Source organism: Xanthobacter variabilis (genome assembly GCF_043831965.2).
GTDB lineage: Bacteria > Pseudomonadota > Alphaproteobacteria > Rhizobiales > Xanthobacteraceae > Xanthobacter.
Genome location: NZ_CM195533.1, coordinates 1,585,222 through 1,605,072, shown reverse-complemented (window position 1 = coordinate 1,605,072; position 19,851 = coordinate 1,585,222). Strand labels below are relative to the sequence as shown.

Here is a 19,851-nt window from a genome sequence, read left to right as displayed (position 1 = left end):
GCCATTTTTCCCGGCACTGTGCCCGCCGGGACGCGCGATTTTAACCCTGCGTTCACACACTCACCACCACCGGCCGCTTCACCGGTTCCTCGCGGATCGGCAGGTTGATGGCGGCGGAAGCGAAGGAGAGCGCGACGGCGAGCCACCACACCAGGTCATAGGAGCCGACCGCCTCATAGATCTCTCCGCCCAGATAGACGCCGATGAAGCCGCCCACCTGGTGCGAGAAGAAGGCGAAGCCGTAGAGCATGGCCATGTAGCGGGTGCCGAACATGAGCATGACGAGGCTAGATGTGGGCGGCACCGTGGACAGCCAGAGCAGCCCCAGCACCGCCCCGAACAGGTAACAGCTCAGCGGCGTCACCGGCAGCATGATGAAGGCTGCGATGGCCACGCCGCGCCCCGCATAGATCCAGGCCAGCAGCCACTTGCGCGACACGCGCCCGGTGAGATAGCCGGCGCCGATGGAGCCGGCCATGTTGAACAGGCCGATCAGTGCCAGCGTCACCGCGCCCACCGAAAGGCTCATGCCGCGATCCACCAGGAAGGCCGGCATGTGCACGGTGACGAAGGCCAGCTGGAAGCCGCAGGTGAAGAAGCCCAGCACCAGCATCACATAGCTCGGATGGCGGAACGCCTCGGACAAGGCGGCGCCCACGCTCTGCTGATGCACCGCCGCCGGGCCGGCCGGGCGCGCGGCGCCCCGGGTGGCGAGGGCCAGCGAGAAGGGCATCACCAGCAGCAGCGAGATGCCGAAAACGATCAGAGTCTCCTGCCAGCCTACCGCCTGGATGAGCCCGGTGGTGAGGGGTGGAAACAGGAACTGGCCAAACGAGCCTGCTGCCGTGGCGGCACCGAAGCCCAGCGACTTCAGCCGGTCCGGCAACAGCTTGCCGAACGCCGCCAACACCAGATTGAACGAGGCGGCGGAAAGGCCGAACCCCACCAGCACACCGGCGGTGAGCTGCAGGGCGCCGGGCGTGCTGGAATAGGCCATCAGCACGAGGCCGGCGCCATAGATGAGCGCGCCCGCCCACAGCACCCGCACGGTGCCGAACCGGTCGGCGATGGCGCCGGCGAAGGGCGAGCCCAGGCCCCACAGGAGATTCTGGATGGCCACCGCCAGCCCGAACACGTCGCGCCCCCAGCCGAATTCCCGCGACATGGGCACCAGGAACAGGCCGAACACCGAGCGCGGCCCGAACGTGACCATGGCGATGACGCAGCCGGCGACGATGATGAGCAGCGCCGGCAAATGACGCCCGGGAGCCGAGACCGGAGAGGATGAGGCAGGTGAGGCGGACATGACCCGTTCTTTCCGCGCGGCAAGACCGTCCGCCGCGATTCGAGGTCATGTTAATGCCCGCCCGAGGGCTGTGAAAAATCAATAATAGAAAAGAAACCCATGAGACTTCCGAATGGAAGCCTCATGGGACCGTCCGTACCGGATCGCAGCCCGCTTCGAGGCGACGCGGAGAGACCCGCTCCGCCCCTGCGAGCCCATCGGTCAGCCCCCGCGCGGGCCCTCACCACGGCGCGGGCCATCCCCGCGGCGGGGGTGAGGCGTGCCGAAGAAGCTGCGCAGATCCTTGCGGGCAGCCTGCTCGAAAACCTTCTTCTGGGCGGGGTCGAAGGTCTTGTAGAGCGGATCCAGCGTATCCGCCACCTGGCGCAGCTCGCCGGAAGCGGTGGCCATGCGGTCAGAGGCGGCGCGCATCCGGGTCACCATGTCGGGACGGGCGGGACGCTGACCAGACTGGCGGGCGGCCTGGCGCGCAGCGTGCAGGGCATCCATCCGCGCGGCGCGCTCCTGGGCCACATTGCGCAGCGTGGTTTCAAACGCGGGCCACAGCTTTTCCTGATCGGCCGTCAGCTTCAGCGCGCCCTTGAGATCAGCAATGCGGGCGTCGAACACCGCAGCCCGCTTTGCGGCCGTGGCCTGCGGGTTCGCCGGCGCGGCAGCCGGAGGTGCAGCCGTCTGGGGCGCAGCCTGCTGGGTGCTCTGGGGCGCAGCCGCATCGGCGGGACCGGCGGCATGGGCGATCGCCGAGCCGGCGAGAAGCGCGGCGGTGGCGGCGGCGATAACGGCTCTCTTCATCAGATCCTCCTTAAAGGATGGCCGCACCATGGCCCCACCGACCCCGCACCTCAACTTAAAGTTCGGTAATTATCCTTCCCGCGACTGGGTTTGAATAGCGCCTTGACCGGCCCCTCACGCAGCGGCGGGACGCGGCCACAGGACCTGCGTCTTGCGGGTAGCCACCGCGCCGTCCACCGGATCGTAGCCTCGCCGCTCCATCTCGCAGCGCCACATGCCCGGGCTGCCGGAAACGCGATAGAGCGCATAGGCTCCCGCGCCACGGTCGTCGTTCGGCCCGGCGGAAGCGGAAGGCACGCCCACCACGGGAATGGAGCCCCCCTCCCCGGTTTCCACCTGGCCGAGAGCCGCGCGATGGTCGTGCCCGTGCAGCACCAGCTCCGCCCCGGATTGGGCCAGCACCGCGCGCAGGGCCGCCGCATCCTTGAGATCGCGGTGAAACGGCCGGTGGCCCACCGGCGGGTGATGGATCATCACGACGCGGAACAGCCCCTCCGTCCCCAGCGCCGCGAGCAGCGCCCGCAGGCGGCCCAGCTGGGCCTTGCCCACCTCGCCGCTGGCAAGGAAGACCGCCGTCGGCACGGCGGTGGAAACGCCCACCACCGCCACGGGCCCGCGCCGCCGCACATAGGGAAAGGCGTCCACGTCCACCGGCGTATGGGGGTGGCTTTCATCGCCGCGCAGGAAGGGCGCCCAATGCTCCAGGTGGTAGTGCATGGCGGAGCGCACATAGGCATCGTGATTGCCGGGCACCACGCTCACCGTTTCGGGCGCGCCGAGGGAGGTGAGGAAGGCGGCGCCCGTATCGAACTCGGCCGGCAGGCTCACATTCACCAGGTCGCCGGTGACGCAGATGTGGTCCGGCTTCTGCTCCTGCAGGTCGTCCATCAGCGGGCCGAGGGTCGAGGCGCCGAAATTGCGCCGCCGGGCGCCGATCCAATTCATCATGCCGAAGAAGCGCTTGCCCAGCAGCTCGGACAGCTGCGCCTCTGGAATCGGGCCAAGATGGGGATCGGACAAATGGGCGAGCACGAACATGACGGCGGCGAGCCTCTCGAGCTTTCCTGAGCATCCCCGCTCCACACGATCCGGGAACGCTCCAGCCTATTGAGTTGACGCGTTTTCTTCAGGTGAACCGGGCCCCACCTTACTCGAAAACGCACGCGCGCGAGGAAGGCCCGCCACCCTCGCGCCCCTCCTTTAGAGCATCCCGTGGGCCGCGCAACCTCGGTGCCGGCGCGGGCGGGACTGAGAATTCATTTGCCTCCCGCATCGGGGGCAACAATCCTGGTGCGGCGCGGCAAGCCGCGCTATGCCTCGATGCCCCGCCCGGGGGGACCGGTCAGGAGCCTTGTCACGACGTGCGCGCATTCCGCTTCATCACCTTCATCGCCCTTGCCCTGCTGCCCCTGCGCGCGGAAGCCGCCCATGTCTCCGTGCGTGGCAATGAAATTCTGGTGGACGGGCGCCCCTTCATTCCCAACGGCGCCGCGGGCGAAACCCGCCTGGCCGAGCTGAAGGCGCTGGGGGCCAATGTGGTACGCACCTATGGCCAGGAGCCCGGCGAGATCCTCGATGCGGCGCAGCGGGCCGGGCTGAAGGTGATCGTCGGCTTCTGGATGGGGCAGCCCCGCCTCGGCTTTGATTACCGCAACCGTCAGGCAGTCGATGCGCAGCTCGAGAACCTGCGCCATATGGTGGAAAGATACCGGAACCACCCGGCCCTGCTCATGTGGGGCATCGGCAACGAGGTGGAGGTGGAGCTTCCGCCGGCGGAGGTGCAGGCCACCGTGTGGCCGGCCATCGAGGAGGCCGCGCGCATGGTCAAGACCCTCGATCCGAGCCACCCCACCCTCGCGGTGCTGGCGGAGGTGGGCACCGACAAGGCCCGCCAGCTGAAGGAGCTGGCCCCCTCCATCGACGTACTCGGCATCAATGGCTATGGCGACGGCCTGCTGACGGCGGAAACCCGCGCCCGCGCCCAGGGCTGGGCCGGCCCCGTGGTGTTGACGGAAATGGGCCCGGTCGGCCACTGGGAGGCCCCCAAGACCCCCTGGGGCGCCCGCATCGAACCCACCTCGTCCACCAAGGCGGACCTCATGCGCCGCTACCTGTCCATGGCCAGCCATTCGGGCGTGGGCACAATCGTCTTCCTCTGGGGCCAGAAGCAGGAGGTGACGCCCACCTGGTATTCGCTGCTGCTGCCCAACGGCGACTGGAGCGAGACGGTGGAGGTGATGGCGGACCAGTGGGACGGCACTCCCCCCGGCGGCGACAACCACGCCCCGCGCATCCTCTCGCTCCAGCTCGATGGCCCGGTGCTGCTGAAGCGCAACGGCATGACCCAGCTCCGCGTCAACGCCACCGATCCCGATGGCGACCCGCTGAAGGTGGAATGGCAGGTGATGGCCGAAAGCACAGCACCCAGCCTCGGCGGCGATCCCGAGCCAGTTCCGCCCAGCTTTCCGGAAGCCGTGCACGAGGCGGGGCCGAACATGGTCCGCATCGGCCCGCTCCAGCCAGGCGCCTACCGCGTGTTCGTTACCGTGCGCGACGGCCGAGGCGCCGCCGCCACCGGCAACGTCCCGATCCTGGTGCGGTGACCCCGGCCCCCGCGCCCCATGCTCCCCATTGCCGGGCATCAGCGGGAGGGCGCGATTGCGGAAGCCATTTTCATTGGTGATTTTCTTGCGGAGAGCTTTTGATGGCCAAGATTGACAGGCTGCTGGTGGGCGAGGCCCTGGTGGGCGACGGCAACGAGGTGGCGCATATCGACCTCATCATGGGCCCGCGCGGCTCGTCCGCCGAATATGCGTTCGTCAGCGCCCTCACCAACAACAAGGACGGCTTCACCACCCTGCTCGCCGTGGTGGAGCCGAACCTGCTCGCCAAGCCGAACACGGTGCTGTTCAACAAGGTGACCATCAAGGACGCCCGCCAGGCGGTGCAGATGTTCGGCCCCGCCCAATATGCGGTGGCCAAGGCGGTCACCGACAGCGTGGCCGAAGGCATCATCCCCATCGAGGAAGCGGACGACATCTTTATCTGCGTGGGGGTGTTCATCCACTGGGACGCCGAGGACGACGCCCGCATCCAGGACTTCAACTATGAGGCGACCCGGCAGGCCATCCACCGCGCCGTGACCGGCTCGCCCCGGCCGGCAGACGCCATCGCCCGCGCGCACAGCGCCCAGCACCCGCTCGCCGCCCGCTGATCCCGCCGCCAGCGGCTGCCGGCCGGCGCGCGATTACACCGGCGCGCGCACGTCCGCCGGCACTTCGTCCAGCTTGCCGGTTGGGGCCAGGAACTTGATGAGCTGCACCGCCCGGTCGCCGGGGGAGGCCAGCTTGGCGATAATGCCGCGCAGCGCCTTGAACTCCTGCGCCGACAAGGGCTCGAACAGCGAGTCGTTGGCGGGCACCTGAACCTTGACCAGCTCGGTGAGGCGCCGTTCCGCCTCCGCCGTCACCGCCAGCACCACCCGGCGGCGGTCCTCCGGGTTCACGGTCTTGGTGACGAGGCCCGCCGTGACCAGCTTGTTCACCTCCAGGGTGATGAAGGCGCCGGACAGATGCAGATGCTCCGCCACCTGGTTCACGCCCAGATTGGTCATGCGGTCGCTGAGCCGGGCGATGGAGGTCAGGATCGTGTATTGCGTGCCGGACAGGCCGATCAGCCCCCCCAGCCGGTCCCGCACTTCCTCGATGACCGCGGCGAACGCCAGCATGTCGTGCAACAGGTCGCGAAAGGTGACATCGGACCTGTCCACCAGGAGGGCCGGCCGCGAGACCGTGAGCGGCAGAGGCTTGCGACCCTTGGCTGGCTTCAACGACATGACACGGCACTCCTCCGGCAACTGCGCGCCGCCCCGCAGCGGATGCGGCGCGCTTCCATCCCCGGTATTAGCTATTTGCGATAGCTATATGATATCACCGGTCCGGTCGAGTGAGCATCCGCCAGACGGTCAGGGCCGCCCAACCTTCGGGTAATGGCTGCGCGCGGGCGGGGCCGGGAAATAGCCCGCCGAAAAAATGCGGCGCGCGCAGCCGGGTTACGCAAAGCTCATTCGGTGCCGGCGGGACGCAGGCCGCCATACGTGTTCCACGGCGTGGCCACCAGCCACCCGCAATCCACCGGCAGGTTCACCCCGGTAATGGCCGAGGCCGCCTCCCCCGCCAGGAAGGCAACCGCCCGGGCCACTTCGTCCGGCTCCACCAGGCGCTGCATCGCCGCGTTCGCCTCCAGGGCCGACACGTCCCGCTCGCCGCGCGCGATGGCCTGCCGCAGAGCGGGCGTGAGCGTGTAGCCGGGCGAAACCGCGTTCACCCGCACCCCTTGAGGGCCCCACTCGGCCGCCAGGCACTCGGTCATGGCGATCACGGCGGCCTTCGCAGGGCCGTAGGCGTGGAGGGGAACCGACCGCAGGCCGGTGATGGAGGCGATGTTGACGATGCTGCCGCCGCGCCGGGTCAGCATGGCCCGCGCGAAGGCCAGGCAGGCCACATAAGTGCCGCGCTGGTCGATGCGGATCACGTCGTCCCAGCGGGACAAAGGCAGGTCGTGGGGCCGCTCCGGCGGCTGAAGCACCCCGGCGCTGTTCACCAGCACCGCCACCGGGCCGAAGTCGGCCTCAATGGTCGCGGCGCAGGCGGCAAGGCCCTCCGCGTCGCCGACATCGGCCGCGTATGCCCGGCCGCTCACCTCGGCGGCGAGCTGCTCGGCCGGCTCCAGGCTGCGGTCGAGCACCGCGACACGGGCCCCCGCCTGGGCGAAATGGCGCACACAGGCGGCACCGATGCCGCTGGCGCCACCGGTCACCACCACCACGGGCGCGACATTTCCAATCGAGCGCTCGCTTTTTAAAATGGACATGTCTTTCCTCCCTCACCTTTGCTTAGAGAGGCGGATGGGTCCTTTCCGCGTCGCTGTCAATGGGTGGATATCAAGCCGGGCGCGTCGCCACCGCTCGAAAAGGGCGCCATGAAGGCCGAGCAATCAGGCCGCGCGATCCGGGCACGCTGGCCGCAAGGGGCCTCCCCCGGGGAAATCCTCGGGGGAGCACCCGCATTGAAAAAGGCGATCCTCAGGCCTTGGCCTGGCCGCGCTCCATGGCCTCGACGATCAGCTTGTGGGCTTCCGCCTTGTCGCCCCAGCGCAGAACTTTCACCCACTTGTTGGGCTCGAGGTCCTTGTAGTGCTCGAAGAAGTGCTCGATCTGCTTCAGCGTGATCTCGGGCAGATCGGTGTATTCGGCCACCTTGTCATAGCGCTTGGTGAGCTTGGAGACGGGCACGGCGACGATCTTCTCGTCCTGGCCGCTCTCGTCCTCCATCACCAGCACGCCGACCGGGCGCACCGCGATCACGGAGCCGGGCACCAGGGCGCGCGTGTTGCACACGAGCACGTCGGCCGGGTCGCCATCGCCGGAAAGGGTGTGGGGGATGAAGCCGTAATTCCCCGGATAGCGCATGGAGGTATAGAGGAAGCGGTCCACGAACAGGGCGCCGGACTCCTTGTCCATCTCGTACTTGATCGGCTCGCCACCGATCGGCACTTCGATGATGACGTTGACTTCCTCCGGGGCTTTCTTGCCAGTTGGAATGGCTTCGATGCGCATGTCAGTCTCGCTTCCAGCTTGGGGTCGCGCGGGAATGACTCCGCGCGGGCGCTACCGCTGCCAAGCGAAGGCGATCTTGTCCAGCGTTTTCGTGCCGAACCGTTCATTGGACGATGCGACCGGTTGCCCTCCCAGCGCCGTATAGAAACCCACAGCGGCTTCGTTTTCCGCCAGCGCCCACACCACCAGACCACCCAGGCGCGCCATCGCCAGATCGCTGCGCGCGGAGGCGAACAGGCGCTGGCCGAAGCCCAGGCCCTGGAACTGGGGATGCAGGTAGATCTCGTAGATCTCGCCGCCATAGGGCAGCGCCTTGGCGCGGTTGCCGCCGTAATTCACGTAGCCGGCGAGTTCGTTGCCCACCTTCAGCACGTTGAGACGGCTGCCGCGGGCGATGGCGGCTTCCCACCAGGCGGGGCCGCGCCGCTCCACCATGCGTTCCAGCTCCAGGCCGGGGATGAGCCCGCGATAGGTGGCGCGCCAAGCCGCGTCGTGAACCGCCGAAATGTCCATGGCATCGGCGGGTTTCGCTCTTCGGATTTCGATGACGAGCGTGCTCATGGATGAATGGAAGCAAACCTTCACCCGTCCTTCAAGACATTTCGGAACCGGGCACGGTAACGTCATTTTCAGATGACAGGCGGGCCGGCCTTTCCCCGCCGTGGGACGGGCGCTAGCATCGCGCCGCCGAAGGAATCGTCCGGAGGTGTTCCGGCGGGGTCGCCTCGCCGCATCGTGATCCCCGAGGTCTGGCCGCCCCGTGCGCATGCTCCGATTTCTTCTCCGCTTCGTCGGCTTCTGGCTGATGGCCGGCGGATTCGTGGCGCTGATCGTCGACGGCACGCGGTCCATCGCGGCCTCGCAGGTCCTGTTCACCTCCGTGGGCGACGCCTGGGGCGTGATCGCCCCGGAAAAGCTCGATGAAGCGCAGGCCAGCGCCACCGCCGCCGCGCCCTGGCTCTGGCCGAAGCTGGTGGAACCGCTGCTGGGGCTGCCGGCCTCGGTCATGCTGGTGGTGGTCGGCCTCGTCCTGCTCGGCCTAGGGCGGGCGCGGGAGCGCTCCCGCTTCCAGGCGAGCTGAAACGCGCGGCCAACTGGCGAAGGGCCTCCCGCCGGCGGCGGCGAGACCCCATATTGGGCCCACACAGCAACAGCGCCGCACCCACGCGCCGGCGGAGCCGGACGGGTCCGGCGCACGCGGGAGCCTCGCCATGCTCTTCATGAGGAAGCCACTCAACCTGCCCACCGCCGCCGAGGCGCTGCCGGGGCGGCCGGCACCCCTGCCCACCGCCACCACCCATTTCGTCTCGGGCCACCCGCTGAAGGGGCCCGACCCCGAAGGGCTTCAAAGCGCCGTGTTCGCGCTGGGCTGCTTCTGGGGCGCGGAGCGCAAGTTCTGGCAGCAGCCCGGCGTGTGGGTGACCGCCGTGGGCTATGTAGCGGGCCTGACGCCCAACCCCACCTATGAGGAGGTCTGCTCCGGGCTCACCGGCCACACCGAGGCGGTGCTGGTGGTCTATGACCCGGCCGTGGTCACCTTCGAGACCCTGCTCAAGCTGTTCTTCGAGGCCCATGACCCAACCCAGGGCATGCGCCAGGGCAATGACGTGGGCACCCAGTACCGGTCCGGGATCTATGTGTCGGGCGAGGAGCAGATGGCCGCGGCACAGGCGGCCAAGGCGGCCTATGAGGCGGTGCTCAAGCCCCGGGGCTTCGGCCCCATCACCACCGAAATCGCGCCGCTGGGCCCGTTCTACTTCGCCGAGGATTACCACCAGCAATATCTGGCGAAGAACCCCAACGGCTATTGCGGGCTGGGCGGCACCGGCGTGTCCTGCCCCATCGGCACCGGGATCGCGGCGCAATAACAGGGGCTTGCGGAAGCGGCCGCCTCTTTCCGAAGGCCGCTTCCGCTCAGCGTGGCGCTGTGCCGTAGGCCGCGAGGAAAACGCGCACCGCGCCGTCCACGGTCGCCTTCAGCTCGTCGGGCGAAGGAGCTTGGCTGGTGCCGAACAGCAGGCCCTTCGCCAGCTTGCCCTGGCACAGATTGAAGAACTGGAAGGCCGCCATCTCGCAGTCGTCCACCTTCAGGTGGCCGAGTTCCACCTGCCGGGCGATCAGAGCCGCGAGCCGCTGGCCCCCCTGGCAGGGGCCAGCCTCGAAAAAGGTCTGGCCGATGGCGGGAAACTGCTCGGCGGCGCCGATCACCATGCGCAGAAGGCGGATGTGCTCCGGTGACACCATCATCGACATGAAGCTCTCGCCGATGCGCTTCAGAAGGCTTTCCGCATCGCTGTCGGCCGGGCCGTATTCGAACAGGCGTTCCGCCGACTTGCGCCGGTCCACCTCCACCAGGGCCTGGAACAGCTCGACCTTGCCGGCGAAATAGGAATAGATCGTCGCCTTGGAGACGCCGCTGGTGCGGGCGATCTCGTCCATGCTGGCGCCGTCGAAACCCTTGTCGAAGAATACGCGGCGGGCGCCATCGATGATGGTGCGGCGCTTGCCGGTCTCGGGCTCGGTGCAGGCCGCCATGCGCGAGGCCTGGAACTCACTCGTACTCGATTGCCTCATGTCCACCTTCCTGCCCTCACTTTGCTTAGGGGCAGCGCGGCCGACTGTCAAAGAAATTGACTGAACGGTTTGGTTCAGTCTAATTGAGAAGCCGCCAGGACTGAACTGTCTGGTCAAGCGTTCCAGTGTGGAGAGGCTCCGTGTCCCAGGCCACCAAGTTTGAAGCAGCCGAGCACGAAACGGGCTCCCCGCCGCCGCCCGGCGTCACCGTTCTCAAGACCCGCCCGGCCGATACCCCCGCCCCGGCGGCCGAGGCCCCGGTGGCGGCCGGCCCCGCCAAGCCCAGCCGTAAGCGCCTCGTTCTGGGGGGCGTGCTGGCCCTCCTGTTGGCGGCGGGCGGCTGGTATGGGGTGCAATGGTGGCAGGTGGGCCGGTTCGAGGTCTCCACCGACGACGCCTATGTGAGCGCCGACACCTCCATCCTGGCCGCCAAGGTGGCCGGCTATGTGAAGAGCGTGGACGTTTCCACCAACCAGCGCGTCAAGGCCGGCGACGTGATCGCCCGCATCGATGACGGCGACTATGTGCTGGCCGTACAGGCCGCGGCGGACAAGATCGCCACCCAGGAAGCCGCCCTCGCCCGCTTCGACGAGCAGCGCAAGGCGGCGGAGGCCGCCGTCGCCCAGGCCAAGGCCCAGCTTGCCGCCACCGAGGCGGACAAGCAGCGCGCCGAGCTGGAATTTGAACGGCAGGACAAGCTCGCCAGCTCCAATTTTGCCAGCCGCTCGGTGCTCGACAATGCCCGCGCCGACCGCGACAAGGCCAATGCCAACGAGCTCTCCGCCACGGCGTCCGTGGCCTCCGCCGAGGCTTCCCTGGCGGTGCTGAAGGCGCAGCGCATCGAGGCCGAGCGGGTGCTGGCCGAATATCGCACCGCCCGCGACCAGGCCCAGCGCAACCTCGACTTCACGGTGGTGCGCGCCCCCATTGACGGGGTGGTGGGCAATCGCGCCGTGCAGGTGGGCCAGTTGGTGCAGCCCGGCACGCGGCTCGCCGCCATCGTGCCCCTCGACGCCGTCTATGTGGATGCCAATTTCAAGGAAACCCAGCTCGGCCGCCTGCATCCGGGCCAGAAGGTGCAGATCTATGTGGACGCCTATCCGGACCGCGACCTGACCGGCACCGTGGAGAGCGTGTCGCCGGCCTCCGGCGCGGTGTTCTCCCTGCTGCCGCCGGAGAATGCCACCGGCAACTTCACCAAGATCGTGCAGCGCATTCCCGTGCGCATCGCCCTTGATGCCCACACTTTGGAAGGCCACCGGCTGCGGCCGGGCATGTCCGTGACCGCCGTGGTGGACACCCGCTCGGACACCCATTGAGGCCCGGGGCGGTGAGGACCCGAGCCGCGCCCAAGGCCGGAGGCTGACCCATGTCCATGGCCACCACAGCCGCCCCTGCTCACGGCATGGAGGCAAGGCGCATGTTCGCCTTCATCTCCATGGTGTTCGGCATGTTCATGGCGATCCTGGACATCCAGATCGTCTCGGCCTCTTTGGCGGAGATCCAGGCGGGGCTTGCCGCCTCGTCGGACGAGATCTCCTGGGTGCAGACCAGCTACCTCATTGCCGAGGTGGTGATGATCCCGCTGTCGGGCTTCCTGTCGCGGGCGCTGTCCACCCGCTGGCTGTTCGCCGCCTCCGCCGCCGGCTTCACCATCATGAGCTTCATGTGCGCGACGGCGACCTCCATCGAGCAGATGATCATCTATCGCGCGCTCCAGGGCTTTCTGGGCGGCGGCATGATCCCCACCGTGTTCGCGGCGGCCTATTCGGTCTTCCCACGCGAGAAGCAGCCCATCGTCGCCCCCCTCATCGGCCTGGTGGCGACGCTCGCCCCCACCATCGGCCCCACGGTCGGCGGCTATCTCACCGACCTGTTCTCCTGGCACTGGCTGTTTTTGGTGAACGTGGTGCCGGGCATCTTCGTCATCATCGCCACCATCACGCTGGTGGATTTCGACGAGCCGGACTTCGCCCTCTTGGACCGGTTCGACTGGTGGGGCCTGCTGTTCATGGCCGGCTTCCTCGGCAGCCTGGAATATGTGCTGGAGGAAGGGCCCACCAATGACTGGTTCGAGGACAACGCCATCCTTCTCTTCGCCATCGTGTGCGCGGTGTCGTCGGTAGCCTTCTTCGCGCGGGTGCTGATGGCGTCCCATCCGGTGGTGGACATCAAGGCGTTCGTGAACCGCAACTTCGCCATCGGCTCGGCCTTCAGCTTCGTGCTGGGCATCGGGCTTTATGGGCTGACCTATCTCTATCCCATCTTCCTCAGCCGGGTGCGGGGCTATTCGGCGCTGCAGATCGGCGAGACCATGTTCGTCACCGGCATCGCCATGTTCCTCACCGCGCCCATTGCCGGGCGGCTGATGACCAAGCTCGACCCGCGCGTGATGATGGGCGTGGCGTTCGCGGGGTTTGCGCTCGGCACCTGGTGGATCACCTTCATCACCAAGGACTGGGACTTCTGGGAGCTGCTGATCCCGCAGATCCTGCGCGGCACCTCCCTGATGCTGGCCATGATCCCCATCAACAACATCTCGCTGGGCACCCTGCCGCCGGACCAGCTCAAGAATGCCTCGGGCCTGTTCAACCTCACCCGCAATCTTGGCGGCGCGGTGGGTCTCGCCCTCATCAACACGGTGATGAACCACCGCTGGGATCTGCATCTGGCGCGCCTGCACGAGAGCGTGCAATGGGGCAGCGCCACCGCCATCGAGCGCCTGGACGGGCTCACCGCCACCTTCTCCGGCCTCGGCTCCAATGCGGCCGATGCGGCGCTGAAGCAATTGGCGCTGATCGTGCGCCAGCAGGCGCTGGTAATGGCCTTCGCCGACGTGTTCGCCTTGCTGACGGTGCTGTTCCTGGCGCTGATCCTGGCCGCGCCGCTGATGCGCCGCCCCAAGCCCGGCGGCGGCGGGGGCGGCGGCCATTGAGCGGAGCCGGCCGGCTCAGCCGCGCACCTCGGCGGAGAGCAGGTCGTAATTCTCCACTACGATGCATTGGCGGCTGACGGAGATGAGGCCGCGCTTCTGGAACTTGTCGAGGGTCATGGTCACCCATTGCCGGGTGGCGCCGACGATGGCGGCGAGCTGGTCATGGGTGAGCTTGCGCTCGATGACGAGCCGGTTGCCCTCGCGCCGGCTGGAGGTGTCGGCGAAGATGATGAGGAGCTGCGCCAGCCGCTCGGTGACCGAGCGGGTACCCAGCATCTGCACCAGAGCCGAATAGCATTTGCCTTTCGCCACCAGCCCCTCGATGAGGCAGATGGCGAAGCGCGGCATGGTCTCCGCCAGGCTGCGGATCTTGGCGCCGGTGAGGTAGAGCACCTCCGCGTCGTCATGCACGTCCGCCGACCAGACATGGCTGCCGCCGCCGAACACTTCCGGCCCGCCCACGAAATGGCCCGGCGTCCATAAAGCCAGGGTGATCTCGCGGCCGGCGGGGCTCACATAAAAGGTGCGCACCGTGCCGCTCTCGATGAGCCAGATGCCGCCATGGGTGTCGCCCTGGCGGAACAGCTGCTCCCCGGCGGTGAGCTTCCGCGGCACACCGGCCGCGCGCAAGCGGCTGATCTCCTCCGGCGTCAGGCGCTGGAGGAAATCGGCGCCCGCATTGAGCTCGTCCGTCTCGTCGCTGAGGAAGACGGCGGAGAGGCTGGCCTCGCTGTCCTTGAGTGCGCCCATGCGGCGCTCCATGTCGCTCACCGTTCCCTCACTGGCTCTGCTGCGCGAAGGCCTTGAGGCTCTCGGCGCGGATATGCTCATGGCAGGCGCGCTTCAGCTCCATGAAGGCGTCCGTGGTCGCCATCTCGGAGTCGCGCGGGCGCGGCAGGGTCACCTTGAGGTCGGCGATCACCGAGCCGGGGCTGGCGCTCATGATGACGATGCGGTCGGCGAGGAAAATGGCCTCGTCCACGTCGTGGGTCACGAACACCACGGTGATGCCGAAAGCGCTCCACATCTCCAGCAGGCTCTCCTGCATCATCAGGCGGGTCTGGGCGTCGAGGGCGCCGAACGGCTCGTCCATCAAAAGCACGCTGGGCGAGTTGGCGAGCGCCCGGGCGATGCCCACGCGCTGCTGCATGCCGCCCGAAAGCTCGGCGGGATAGGCGTTCGCGAACTTGGCCAAGCCCACCATTTCCAGGAAGGTGGAGCCGATGGTCTCCAGCTCCCGCGCCGGGCGCCCGGCCACCTTGGGGCCGAACACGATGTTCTCGCGAATGGTCTTCCAGGGAAACAGCGAATACTGCTGGAACACCATGCCCCGCTCGGGCCCCGGCCCGCGCACGGGCACATCGTCCACGATCACCTCGCCGGTGGAGGGGCGCACATAGCCGGCGATGGACGACAGCAGGGTGGACTTGCCGCAGCCCGACGGGCCGAGAATGCACACGAACTCGCCGGGCTTGATGTCGAGGCTCGTTTCCATCACGGCCGTATGGGCCTTGCGCCCGCTGCCGAAGGTGATGGCCACCCCGTCCACGCGGATATGACCCCGCCCCGCGCTGGACCGCCGGCCGCCAAGCGCCGTGAGGCGCTCGCTGAAGGACACCACTTCTTCCATGGTCCTGGCTCCGAATTGCGTTGCTGAAGCGTTTTCGAGCGAATCCGGAGCGCTCAGCGCGCCCGGCGCTGCCACTTGAGGAACGGCCGCGCGGCCAGGCGCACGAAGGCGGTGGAGGCCGTGCCGAGGGCGCCCGTCACCAGCATGCCGACGATGATGTCCGGATAGTCCACCAGCGAATAAGCGTTCCAGGTGAAGTAGCCGATGCCGTACTGACCGGAGATGATCTCGCCCGCCAGCAGCGAGAACCAGCTCACCCCCATGCCCACCGCAAGGCCGGTGACGATGCTGGGCAGGGCGGCCGGCAGGATGACGTTCCAGAAGATCTGGAAGCGCGAGGCGCCCAGCGACTTGGCGGCGCGGATCAGCACCGCCGGGGTCTGCTCCACCCCCTGCATGGTGTTGATCACGATGGGGAAAAGCGCGCCCAGGAAGGTGATGAAGGCGATGGAGGCCTCGTCCGTGGGCCACATGAGGATGGCGAGGGGAATCCAGGCCACGGCCGGAATGGGACGCATGATCTCGATATAGGGCGCGAACAGCGCCGCTCCGAACTTGGAACGCCCCATCAGCGTGCCCAGCGCGATGCCCACCACCGCCGCGGTGAGGAAGCCGGCGGCGATGCGCAGCACCGACACCTCGATGTGCACATAGAAGACCGGGTCGAACACATGCTTGGCGAAGGCCGCGAACACGAGGCCCGGACGCGGCACGTTCGAGAAATTGATGAAGAAGTCGACCTTGTTGACGCTCATCACGTGCCACAGGCCGATGCCGATGGCGAGGCCGATGGTGCCCACCACCAGCCCATAGGCCTTGGCCTGGAACCAGGCCACCAGCGCATGCACCCCCGCGCGCGCAAGACCCACGCTGGGCGGCTGGCCATTGCCCTTGATGTCCCGGGCCCCCTGCCCCGCGACAGCCGCGCGGGGCGCGGCCGCGGCCATCGGGGCCGGTTCCATGGCGGCTCCCGCCGGAACGGCATAGGCCACCTTGTGTTTCAACGCCTCTTGCATGGAACGACGAGTCCTGAAGCAGAATTTGCGGGCAAAGGTTCAAGAACGGGCATGGGGGAGCGGCGCGAAGCTCGCGCCGCTCCGCCCCTCACGAGGCGATGGTTTCCCAGCCGACCACCTTGCCGCCGGAGCTCTTGGCGAAGGCCTCGGCCTCGCCCTTCTTCATGAAGGCGACGAGGGCACCGTCCTTGCCTTCCACGAAGAAGGCGACCTTGCCGAACAGCTTGAGGCCGGTGGCCTGGTCATAGACATAGGTGGCGAGCACGCTCTTGCCGTCGGCCTTGGCCTTCTTGGCCGCCTCGGTCATGGCCTTGATGCTGTCGAACTTGGTGACGCCGGCACCGTCGACCCACATTTCAGCGGGCTTCAGGCCGGGCGCGCCGGGCTTGGAGGACACCACCTCCTTCACCGCCGCATCATAGTCCTTGCCACGCGCCTTGAAGGCGGCCTTCACGAAGGTGGGGTCCACCCAGCGGTCGAAGTCGAGCGGCGAGAGGTTGGTCTCCTTGGCCAGCAGCGCGTGGTCATACTTCAGCGCCTTGACCCACTCGGGCTTGATGGAGGCCTCGAACGTGGAGATGCCGCCGGGGCTGAAATAGAGGTAGAGCACCTCCTTCTCGATGCCGGTCCATTCGGACACCTTGGTGGCGGCCTCCACCGGGTCCTTGGCGATCCAGTCCTGGGCCTCCATGGCGGCCTCGATATAGGCCTGGACCAGCTCGGGATACTTGTCCGCGAACGACTTGAGCACCACGGTGCCGTGGAAGGTGGGAATGTCCGCCTCGCTGCCGTCGTAGATCTTGCGGCCGGTGCCGCGGAACTCCATCACCTCCGACCAGGGGCAGAAGTCCGCATGGGCGTCCACCTTGTCCTGGGCGATGGCGGCGACCCCCACCGGCGGCGACTGGTTCTGGATCTTCACCTCGTCGAACATCTTGGCGTCGCGCAGGGCCTTCAGGGTCATGCCCCAGGCGGCGCTGCCCACCGGCACCGAGATGGTCTTGCCCTTGAGCTGCTCCAGGGAAAACACATCCGACTTCACCGGAACCACGATGCCGTTGCCCGTGCCCTTCAGATTGTAGCCGGTGACGGCGATGAAACGGGTTTCCGCATTGCCGCCGGCCTGGAACTTGGCGCCGTTCACGATCAGCGGATAGTCGCCCATCACGCCGAAGGCGAGCTTGCCCGCCAGCATTTGATTGGTGATGGGAGGACCGGACGTGTAGTCCTGATAGACAACCTTGTAAGTTGCATCCTTGTACTTGCCGTCATGGGGCAAGTGCTTTTCGAGAAGACCCAGCTTCTCCAGGATGATGCCGCCAGGAACGGTGTTGGTCACGGTGCTCTGATGGCCGATGCCGATCTCGATCGTCTCGGCGAAACCGGGCGCGCTCATGAGCGCCGAAAGGGCTACACCGAAGAGCATCGAATGATGTCGCATGTCTGATCCCTCGAAAGCTGCCACTTGTCCTAAATTGCCCTTCAAGGGGCGCAACAGCCGTGCCAGAGGCCATCTGCATGCCGAGGCTGGAGCTGGAAAAGGTCCAGAAAACAAGGCGAAGCGCCTAGGCCCCATGGAGTGGCCGGCAGCCACTGCCCGCGATTTCATCGCTGCCTGCTGCACAAGCATGCCGCAGTTGGTGCCCGCGTGAGCAGGTCGGCTCGCGCCGCAATAATACAAGTTCGCCAAACCCCTTCCGTCCGCCGCGGGTGCTGGGCCAGCCGTGGCCCTTCAGCAGCGCCCACCCGCCACGCGGGCGAAAGGGCCAGAGCGGGGCGCCCGCACGGGCCAGATGCGCCAAGGCAGCAAGGCGACGCACCCGACGCCGGGATCATGGCGCGGCGCATCCTTTAATTCAATTATTTTGATAAATTTAATGCACAATAAGTGCGCAAATGAGCGCGCAGGCCGCGTTCACCAGCGCGGGATACGCGCCTTGAAGCGGTGGTTGCCGGCCGGGGCGTAGAGATTCTCGAAATCGATGGGCCGCCCGTCCATGGCATGGGTCAGCCGCTCGATGTGGATCACCGGCGCCCCCGCCTTCAAGGGCAGGTGGCGGCACAGGTCGTCGTCCGCCTCCATCACGCTCATGGTGATGTCAGCGAAGCCGATCTCGATGTTGAGAGCCGTCTCGATCAGCTTGAAGATGTCCACCCGCTGCAAGTCGAGATCCAGCAGCACACGGCCCACGTCCAGCGGGAAATAGCTCACATCCATGGACATGGTGATGCTGGCGGCGATGCGCAGCCGCTCGATTTTCACCACCTCCTCGCCGCGCTTGCCATTGAAGGCACGGGCCACCTGGGCGGGCGCCTCCACGATGGCTGCGCTCAGCACCTCCGAGCGGGTGGCGATGCCCAGCGGCTCCATCATCTCGCCGAAGCCCTGGAGCCGCCCAAGGTCCTGCATGGCGCTGATGGCGCGGACGAAATAGCCCTTGCCCTGGTGGGAGGTGACAAGCCCGCTCTCGCGCAGCAGGTCAAGCGCCTGCCGAACGGTGATGCGGCTGACCTGAAACTGCTGTGCCAGCTCCTTCTCGCTGGGCAAGGCGGTGCCGGGGCTAAAGCGCCCCTCCAGCACGGCGCCGAGCAGCCAGTCTTTCAGCTCGAGATATTTGGGAACCTTCGGCGCCTTGGGCGCGCCGGCTGCCTTGCCCGCGTCGCGCGCCGCCCGGCCCGGGAGCGGACCGAGGGCGCCCTCCGCCTCGTGCCGCGGGTCCGCACAGGGCGGCGCGGCGGGCGCGAGTGCGACGCGCGTTCCAGGCGTCACGCGGGGAGAGGGCAGCTTCGTTCCAGCGGGCGCGATGGCGGGTCTCCCGACTTTCACCCAATAAGGGTCGTCCGCCCAACGGGGCGCGTCATCCCCTCGCGGGGCATGGGCAGTGAGGACAACATTAGCCGCCCCACGAGCCATGGCAACCCGCCCGCCGCCCGCACCGGGCGCCGGCCGCACGTCCGCGTCCACGCCGGAGCCCCGCTCACGCGAAGGGTCCCGAGGCGGACGCGGCGTCATCACAACTTCCCTCAGCCGATGCGCCCGAGGGCCCAGCGCACATTCTTGCGCACGTCCGGATCGGGATCGTCCACATAGCCTTCCAGATAGGTCCGGCACGAGACATCGGCGATCTCGCCCAAAGCGGCGGCGGCCTCCTTGCGCAGATTGCTGATTTCGTCTCCCAAAGCGGCGCCGATCTGCGGCACGGCCTCCACCGCCTTGAGCAGGCCGAGGCTGCGTATGATCTTCACCCGCACCTGCCATTCCGGATCGCCGATGGCGGCGAGCAAGGGGGACACAGCGCGGGTGAAGCGGGCCTTGCCCAGGATCTCCGCCGCCACTTCCCGCACCGACCAGTCGGCATCGGCGAGGGCGCGAATGAGCGCCTCGCCCGCATGGGTCGAGCGAGAAAAGCCGAGCGCCCCCACCGCCGTGCGGCGCACGTCCGCATGGGCGTCGCGGGAACAGGCGATGAGCGCGGGCAGCGTCTCTTCCACCTTCAGATAGCCGACGACGCCCAGCGCCTCCACGCGCACCCGCGGGTCGGCATCCTCCAGGGCCCGCAGGCCGAGCGGCAGCGCATCGGGACGGCGCAGCTCCTTGATGCCACGCAAGGCGGCGGCGCGCACCAGCGGATCGTCATGGGCGATGAGCGGGAAGATGGGATCGGCCGCGGCCGGGTCCTTCAGCTCGGCCAGGCTGTCGGCCGAGGCGCGGGCCACCCGGTGGTCGTGATCCACCAGACCGATCACCAGCATTTCCGCTGTCTCGCGGCCGTCGAACTCGCCGAGCGCGATGGCCGCCTGAAGCCGCACTTCCGGCACCACGTCCTTCAGGGCGGAGCCGATAATGGCCACCGCATCCTGCTCAGCGGTGTCGGCCAGCTCCATCACCGCCACCCGGCGCACGCTGGGATCCGGATCACGGAGCTTTTCGGCCAGGTCGTCGAGGTCGCTGAACGCCTCGAAGGGCTCGAAGGTCATGGC

General features: G+C 67.6%; 20 protein-coding genes. 6 read left to right on the top strand and 14 right to left on the bottom strand.

The genetic code is table 11. The features are described 5' to 3' along the window. Positions 1 to 52: 52 nt before the first annotated feature. From V5F26_RS07065 to V5F26_RS07055, 3 genes are all read right to left on the bottom strand, one after another. Complete coding sequence (locus V5F26_RS07065; RefSeq protein ID WP_394947013.1) at positions 53 to 1,306, bottom strand: MFS transporter; 1,254 nt, start codon at positions 1,304 to 1,306, stop codon at positions 53 to 55. Positions 1,307 to 1,507: 201 nt separating this feature from the next. Then, on the bottom strand, positions 1,508 to 2,098 hold the full coding sequence (locus V5F26_RS07060; RefSeq protein WP_234051646.1) for a Spy/CpxP family protein refolding chaperone: 591 nt from the start codon (positions 2,096 to 2,098) through the stop codon (positions 1,508 to 1,510). A gap of 114 nt (positions 2,099 to 2,212) precedes the next feature. Then, the gene (locus V5F26_RS07055; protein ID WP_394947012.1) at positions 2,213 to 3,136 is read right to left on the bottom strand and encodes a metallophosphoesterase family protein; all 924 of its coding nucleotides are present in this window, start codon (positions 3,134 to 3,136) and stop codon (positions 2,213 to 2,215) included. Between the two features lie 323 nt (positions 3,137 to 3,459). Between V5F26_RS07055 and V5F26_RS07050 the strand changes: the two genes are divergently transcribed. Further along, a complete protein-coding gene (locus V5F26_RS07050) occupies positions 3,460 to 4,701 on the top strand; it encodes a glycoside hydrolase family 2 TIM barrel-domain containing protein (RefSeq protein ID WP_394947011.1) in 1,242 nt (413 codons plus the stop codon). A 101-nt stretch (positions 4,702 to 4,802) separates the two neighbouring features. Beyond that, positions 4,803 to 5,312: a formaldehyde-activating enzyme gene (gene fae / locus V5F26_RS07045; protein ID WP_234051649.1), complete on the top strand. Its 510-nt coding sequence runs from the start codon at positions 4,803 to 4,805 to the stop codon at positions 5,310 to 5,312. Between the two features lie 33 nt (positions 5,313 to 5,345). Here fae and V5F26_RS07040 read toward each other — a convergent pair whose 3' ends face one another. The 4 genes from V5F26_RS07040 to V5F26_RS07025 all read right to left on the bottom strand — a co-directional run bounded on the left by V5F26_RS07040 (position 5,346) and on the right by V5F26_RS07025 (position 8,276). Then, a complete protein-coding gene (locus V5F26_RS07040; RefSeq protein WP_234051650.1) occupies positions 5,346 to 5,933 on the bottom strand; it encodes a MarR family winged helix-turn-helix transcriptional regulator in 588 nt (195 codons plus the stop codon). A gap of 227 nt (positions 5,934 to 6,160) precedes the next feature. Further along, the gene (locus tag V5F26_RS07035) at positions 6,161 to 6,970 is read right to left on the bottom strand and encodes an SDR family NAD(P)-dependent oxidoreductase (protein ID WP_394947009.1); all 810 of its coding nucleotides are present in this window, start codon (positions 6,968 to 6,970) and stop codon (positions 6,161 to 6,163) included. A gap of 211 nt (positions 6,971 to 7,181) precedes the next feature. Next, a complete protein-coding gene (gene ppa / locus V5F26_RS07030) occupies positions 7,182 to 7,715 on the bottom strand; it encodes an inorganic diphosphatase (RefSeq protein WP_234051652.1) in 534 nt (177 codons plus the stop codon). A gap of 51 nt (positions 7,716 to 7,766) precedes the next feature. Then, entirely contained in the window at positions 7,767 to 8,276 is a 510-nt protein-coding gene (locus tag V5F26_RS07025) for a GNAT family N-acetyltransferase (protein ID WP_394947008.1), read from the bottom strand. Between the two features lie 205 nt (positions 8,277 to 8,481). Here V5F26_RS07025 and V5F26_RS07020 point away from each other — a divergent pair, with 205 nt between their 5' ends. Both V5F26_RS07020 and msrA read left to right on the top strand, forming a co-directional pair. Then, a complete protein-coding gene (locus V5F26_RS07020; RefSeq protein WP_394947007.1) occupies positions 8,482 to 8,796 on the top strand; it encodes a hypothetical protein in 315 nt (104 codons plus the stop codon). 130 nt (positions 8,797 to 8,926) lie between these two features. Beyond that, positions 8,927 to 9,583 (top strand): peptide-methionine (S)-S-oxide reductase MsrA, encoded by a 657-nt coding sequence (msrA, locus tag V5F26_RS07015; protein ID WP_394947006.1) that lies wholly within the window; start codon positions 8,927 to 8,929, stop codon positions 9,581 to 9,583. A 46-nt stretch (positions 9,584 to 9,629) separates the two neighbouring features. Here the strand turns inward: msrA and V5F26_RS07010 are convergent, their stop codons facing one another. Continuing rightward, positions 9,630 to 10,289, bottom strand: a complete 660-nt coding sequence (locus V5F26_RS07010) for a TetR/AcrR family transcriptional regulator (RefSeq protein WP_394947005.1) — start codon at positions 10,287 to 10,289, stop codon at positions 9,630 to 9,632. Positions 10,290 to 10,429: 140 nt separating this feature from the next. On the opposite strand from V5F26_RS07010, the gene V5F26_RS07005 reads away from it, so the two are divergent. Next, the gene (locus V5F26_RS07005) at positions 10,430 to 11,608 is read left to right on the top strand and encodes an HlyD family secretion protein (protein ID WP_394947003.1); all 1,179 of its coding nucleotides are present in this window, start codon (positions 10,430 to 10,432) and stop codon (positions 11,606 to 11,608) included. A gap of 56 nt (positions 11,609 to 11,664) precedes the next feature. After that, positions 11,665 to 13,224 (top strand): DHA2 family efflux MFS transporter permease subunit, encoded by a 1,560-nt coding sequence (locus V5F26_RS07000; protein WP_394947098.1) that lies wholly within the window; start codon positions 11,665 to 11,667, stop codon positions 13,222 to 13,224. 15 nt (positions 13,225 to 13,239) lie between these two features. Here V5F26_RS07000 and V5F26_RS06995 read toward each other — a convergent pair whose 3' ends face one another. From V5F26_RS06995 to V5F26_RS06970, 6 genes are all read right to left on the bottom strand, one after another. Next, positions 13,240 to 13,974 carry a Crp/Fnr family transcriptional regulator gene (locus tag V5F26_RS06995; RefSeq protein ID WP_394059049.1) on the bottom strand — a complete coding sequence of 245 codons (735 nt, stop codon included), beginning with the start codon at positions 13,972 to 13,974 and terminating at the stop codon, positions 13,240 to 13,242. A 28-nt stretch (positions 13,975 to 14,002) separates the two neighbouring features. Further along, positions 14,003 to 14,854, bottom strand: coding sequence for an ABC transporter ATP-binding protein (locus V5F26_RS06990; protein ID WP_234051660.1), 852 nt, complete (start codon positions 14,852 to 14,854; stop codon positions 14,003 to 14,005). A gap of 53 nt (positions 14,855 to 14,907) precedes the next feature. After that, complete coding sequence (locus V5F26_RS06985; protein ID WP_394947002.1) at positions 14,908 to 15,816, bottom strand: ABC transporter permease; 909 nt, start codon at positions 15,814 to 15,816, stop codon at positions 14,908 to 14,910. 142 nt (positions 15,817 to 15,958) lie between these two features. Continuing rightward, positions 15,959 to 17,311: an ABC transporter substrate-binding protein gene (locus V5F26_RS06980; protein WP_394947001.1), complete on the bottom strand. Its 1,353-nt coding sequence runs from the start codon at positions 17,309 to 17,311 to the stop codon at positions 15,959 to 15,961. Positions 17,312 to 17,785: 474 nt separating this feature from the next. Then, a complete protein-coding gene (locus V5F26_RS06975; RefSeq protein ID WP_394947000.1) occupies positions 17,786 to 18,697 on the bottom strand; it encodes a GntR family transcriptional regulator in 912 nt (303 codons plus the stop codon). Positions 18,698 to 18,894: 197 nt separating this feature from the next. Then, positions 18,895 to 19,848 (bottom strand): HEAT repeat domain-containing protein, encoded by a 954-nt coding sequence (locus tag V5F26_RS06970; protein WP_394946999.1) that lies wholly within the window; start codon positions 19,846 to 19,848, stop codon positions 18,895 to 18,897. Positions 19,849 to 19,851 lie beyond the last annotated feature (3 nt).

Bases quoted from the DNA above. Each gene is read 5' to 3' on its own strand.
- V5F26_RS07010 (WP_394947005.1), bottom strand. From the start codon at position 10,289: ATGAGGCAATCGAGTACGAGTGAGTTCCAGGCCTCGCGCATGGCGGCC.
- msrA (WP_394947006.1), top strand. From the start codon at position 8,927: ATGCTCTTCATGAGGAAGCCACTCAACCTGCCCACCGCCGCCGAGGCG.
- V5F26_RS07025 (WP_394947008.1), bottom strand. From the start codon at position 8,276: ATGAGCACGCTCGTCATCGAAATCCGAAGAGCGAAACCCGCCGATGCC.
- V5F26_RS07040 (WP_234051650.1), bottom strand. From the start codon at position 5,933: ATGTCGTTGAAGCCAGCCAAGGGTCGCAAGCCTCTGCCGCTCACGGTC.
- fae (WP_234051649.1), top strand. From the start codon at position 4,803: ATGGCCAAGATTGACAGGCTGCTGGTGGGCGAGGCCCTGGTGGGCGAC.
- V5F26_RS07000 (WP_394947098.1), top strand. From the start codon at position 11,665: ATGGCCACCACAGCCGCCCCTGCTCACGGCATGGAGGCAAGGCGCATG.
- V5F26_RS07065 (WP_394947013.1), bottom strand. From the start codon at position 1,306: ATGTCCGCCTCACCTGCCTCATCCTCTCCGGTCTCGGCTCCCGGGCGT.
- ppa (WP_234051652.1), bottom strand. From the start codon at position 7,715: ATGCGCATCGAAGCCATTCCAACTGGCAAGAAAGCCCCGGAGGAAGTC.
- V5F26_RS07020 (WP_394947007.1), top strand. From the start codon at position 8,482: ATGCTCCGATTTCTTCTCCGCTTCGTCGGCTTCTGGCTGATGGCCGGC.
- V5F26_RS06970 (WP_394946999.1), bottom strand. From the start codon at position 19,848: ATGACCTTCGAGCCCTTCGAGGCGTTCAGCGACCTCGACGACCTGGCC.
- V5F26_RS06985 (WP_394947002.1), bottom strand. From the start codon at position 15,816: ATGGAACCGGCCCCGATGGCCGCGGCCGCGCCCCGCGCGGCTGTCGCG.
- V5F26_RS07035 (WP_394947009.1), bottom strand. From the start codon at position 6,970: ATGTCCATTTTAAAAAGCGAGCGCTCGATTGGAAATGTCGCGCCCGTG.
- V5F26_RS07060 (WP_234051646.1), bottom strand. From the start codon at position 2,098: ATGAAGAGAGCCGTTATCGCCGCCGCCACCGCCGCGCTTCTCGCCGGC.
- V5F26_RS06990 (WP_234051660.1), bottom strand. From the start codon at position 14,854: ATGGAAGAAGTGGTGTCCTTCAGCGAGCGCCTCACGGCGCTTGGCGGC.
- V5F26_RS06995 (WP_394059049.1), bottom strand. From the start codon at position 13,974: ATGGGCGCACTCAAGGACAGCGAGGCCAGCCTCTCCGCCGTCTTCCTC.
- V5F26_RS06980 (WP_394947001.1), bottom strand. From the start codon at position 17,311: ATGCGACATCATTCGATGCTCTTCGGTGTAGCCCTTTCGGCGCTCATG.
- V5F26_RS07055 (WP_394947012.1), bottom strand. From the start codon at position 3,136: ATGTTCGTGCTCGCCCATTTGTCCGATCCCCATCTTGGCCCGATTCCA.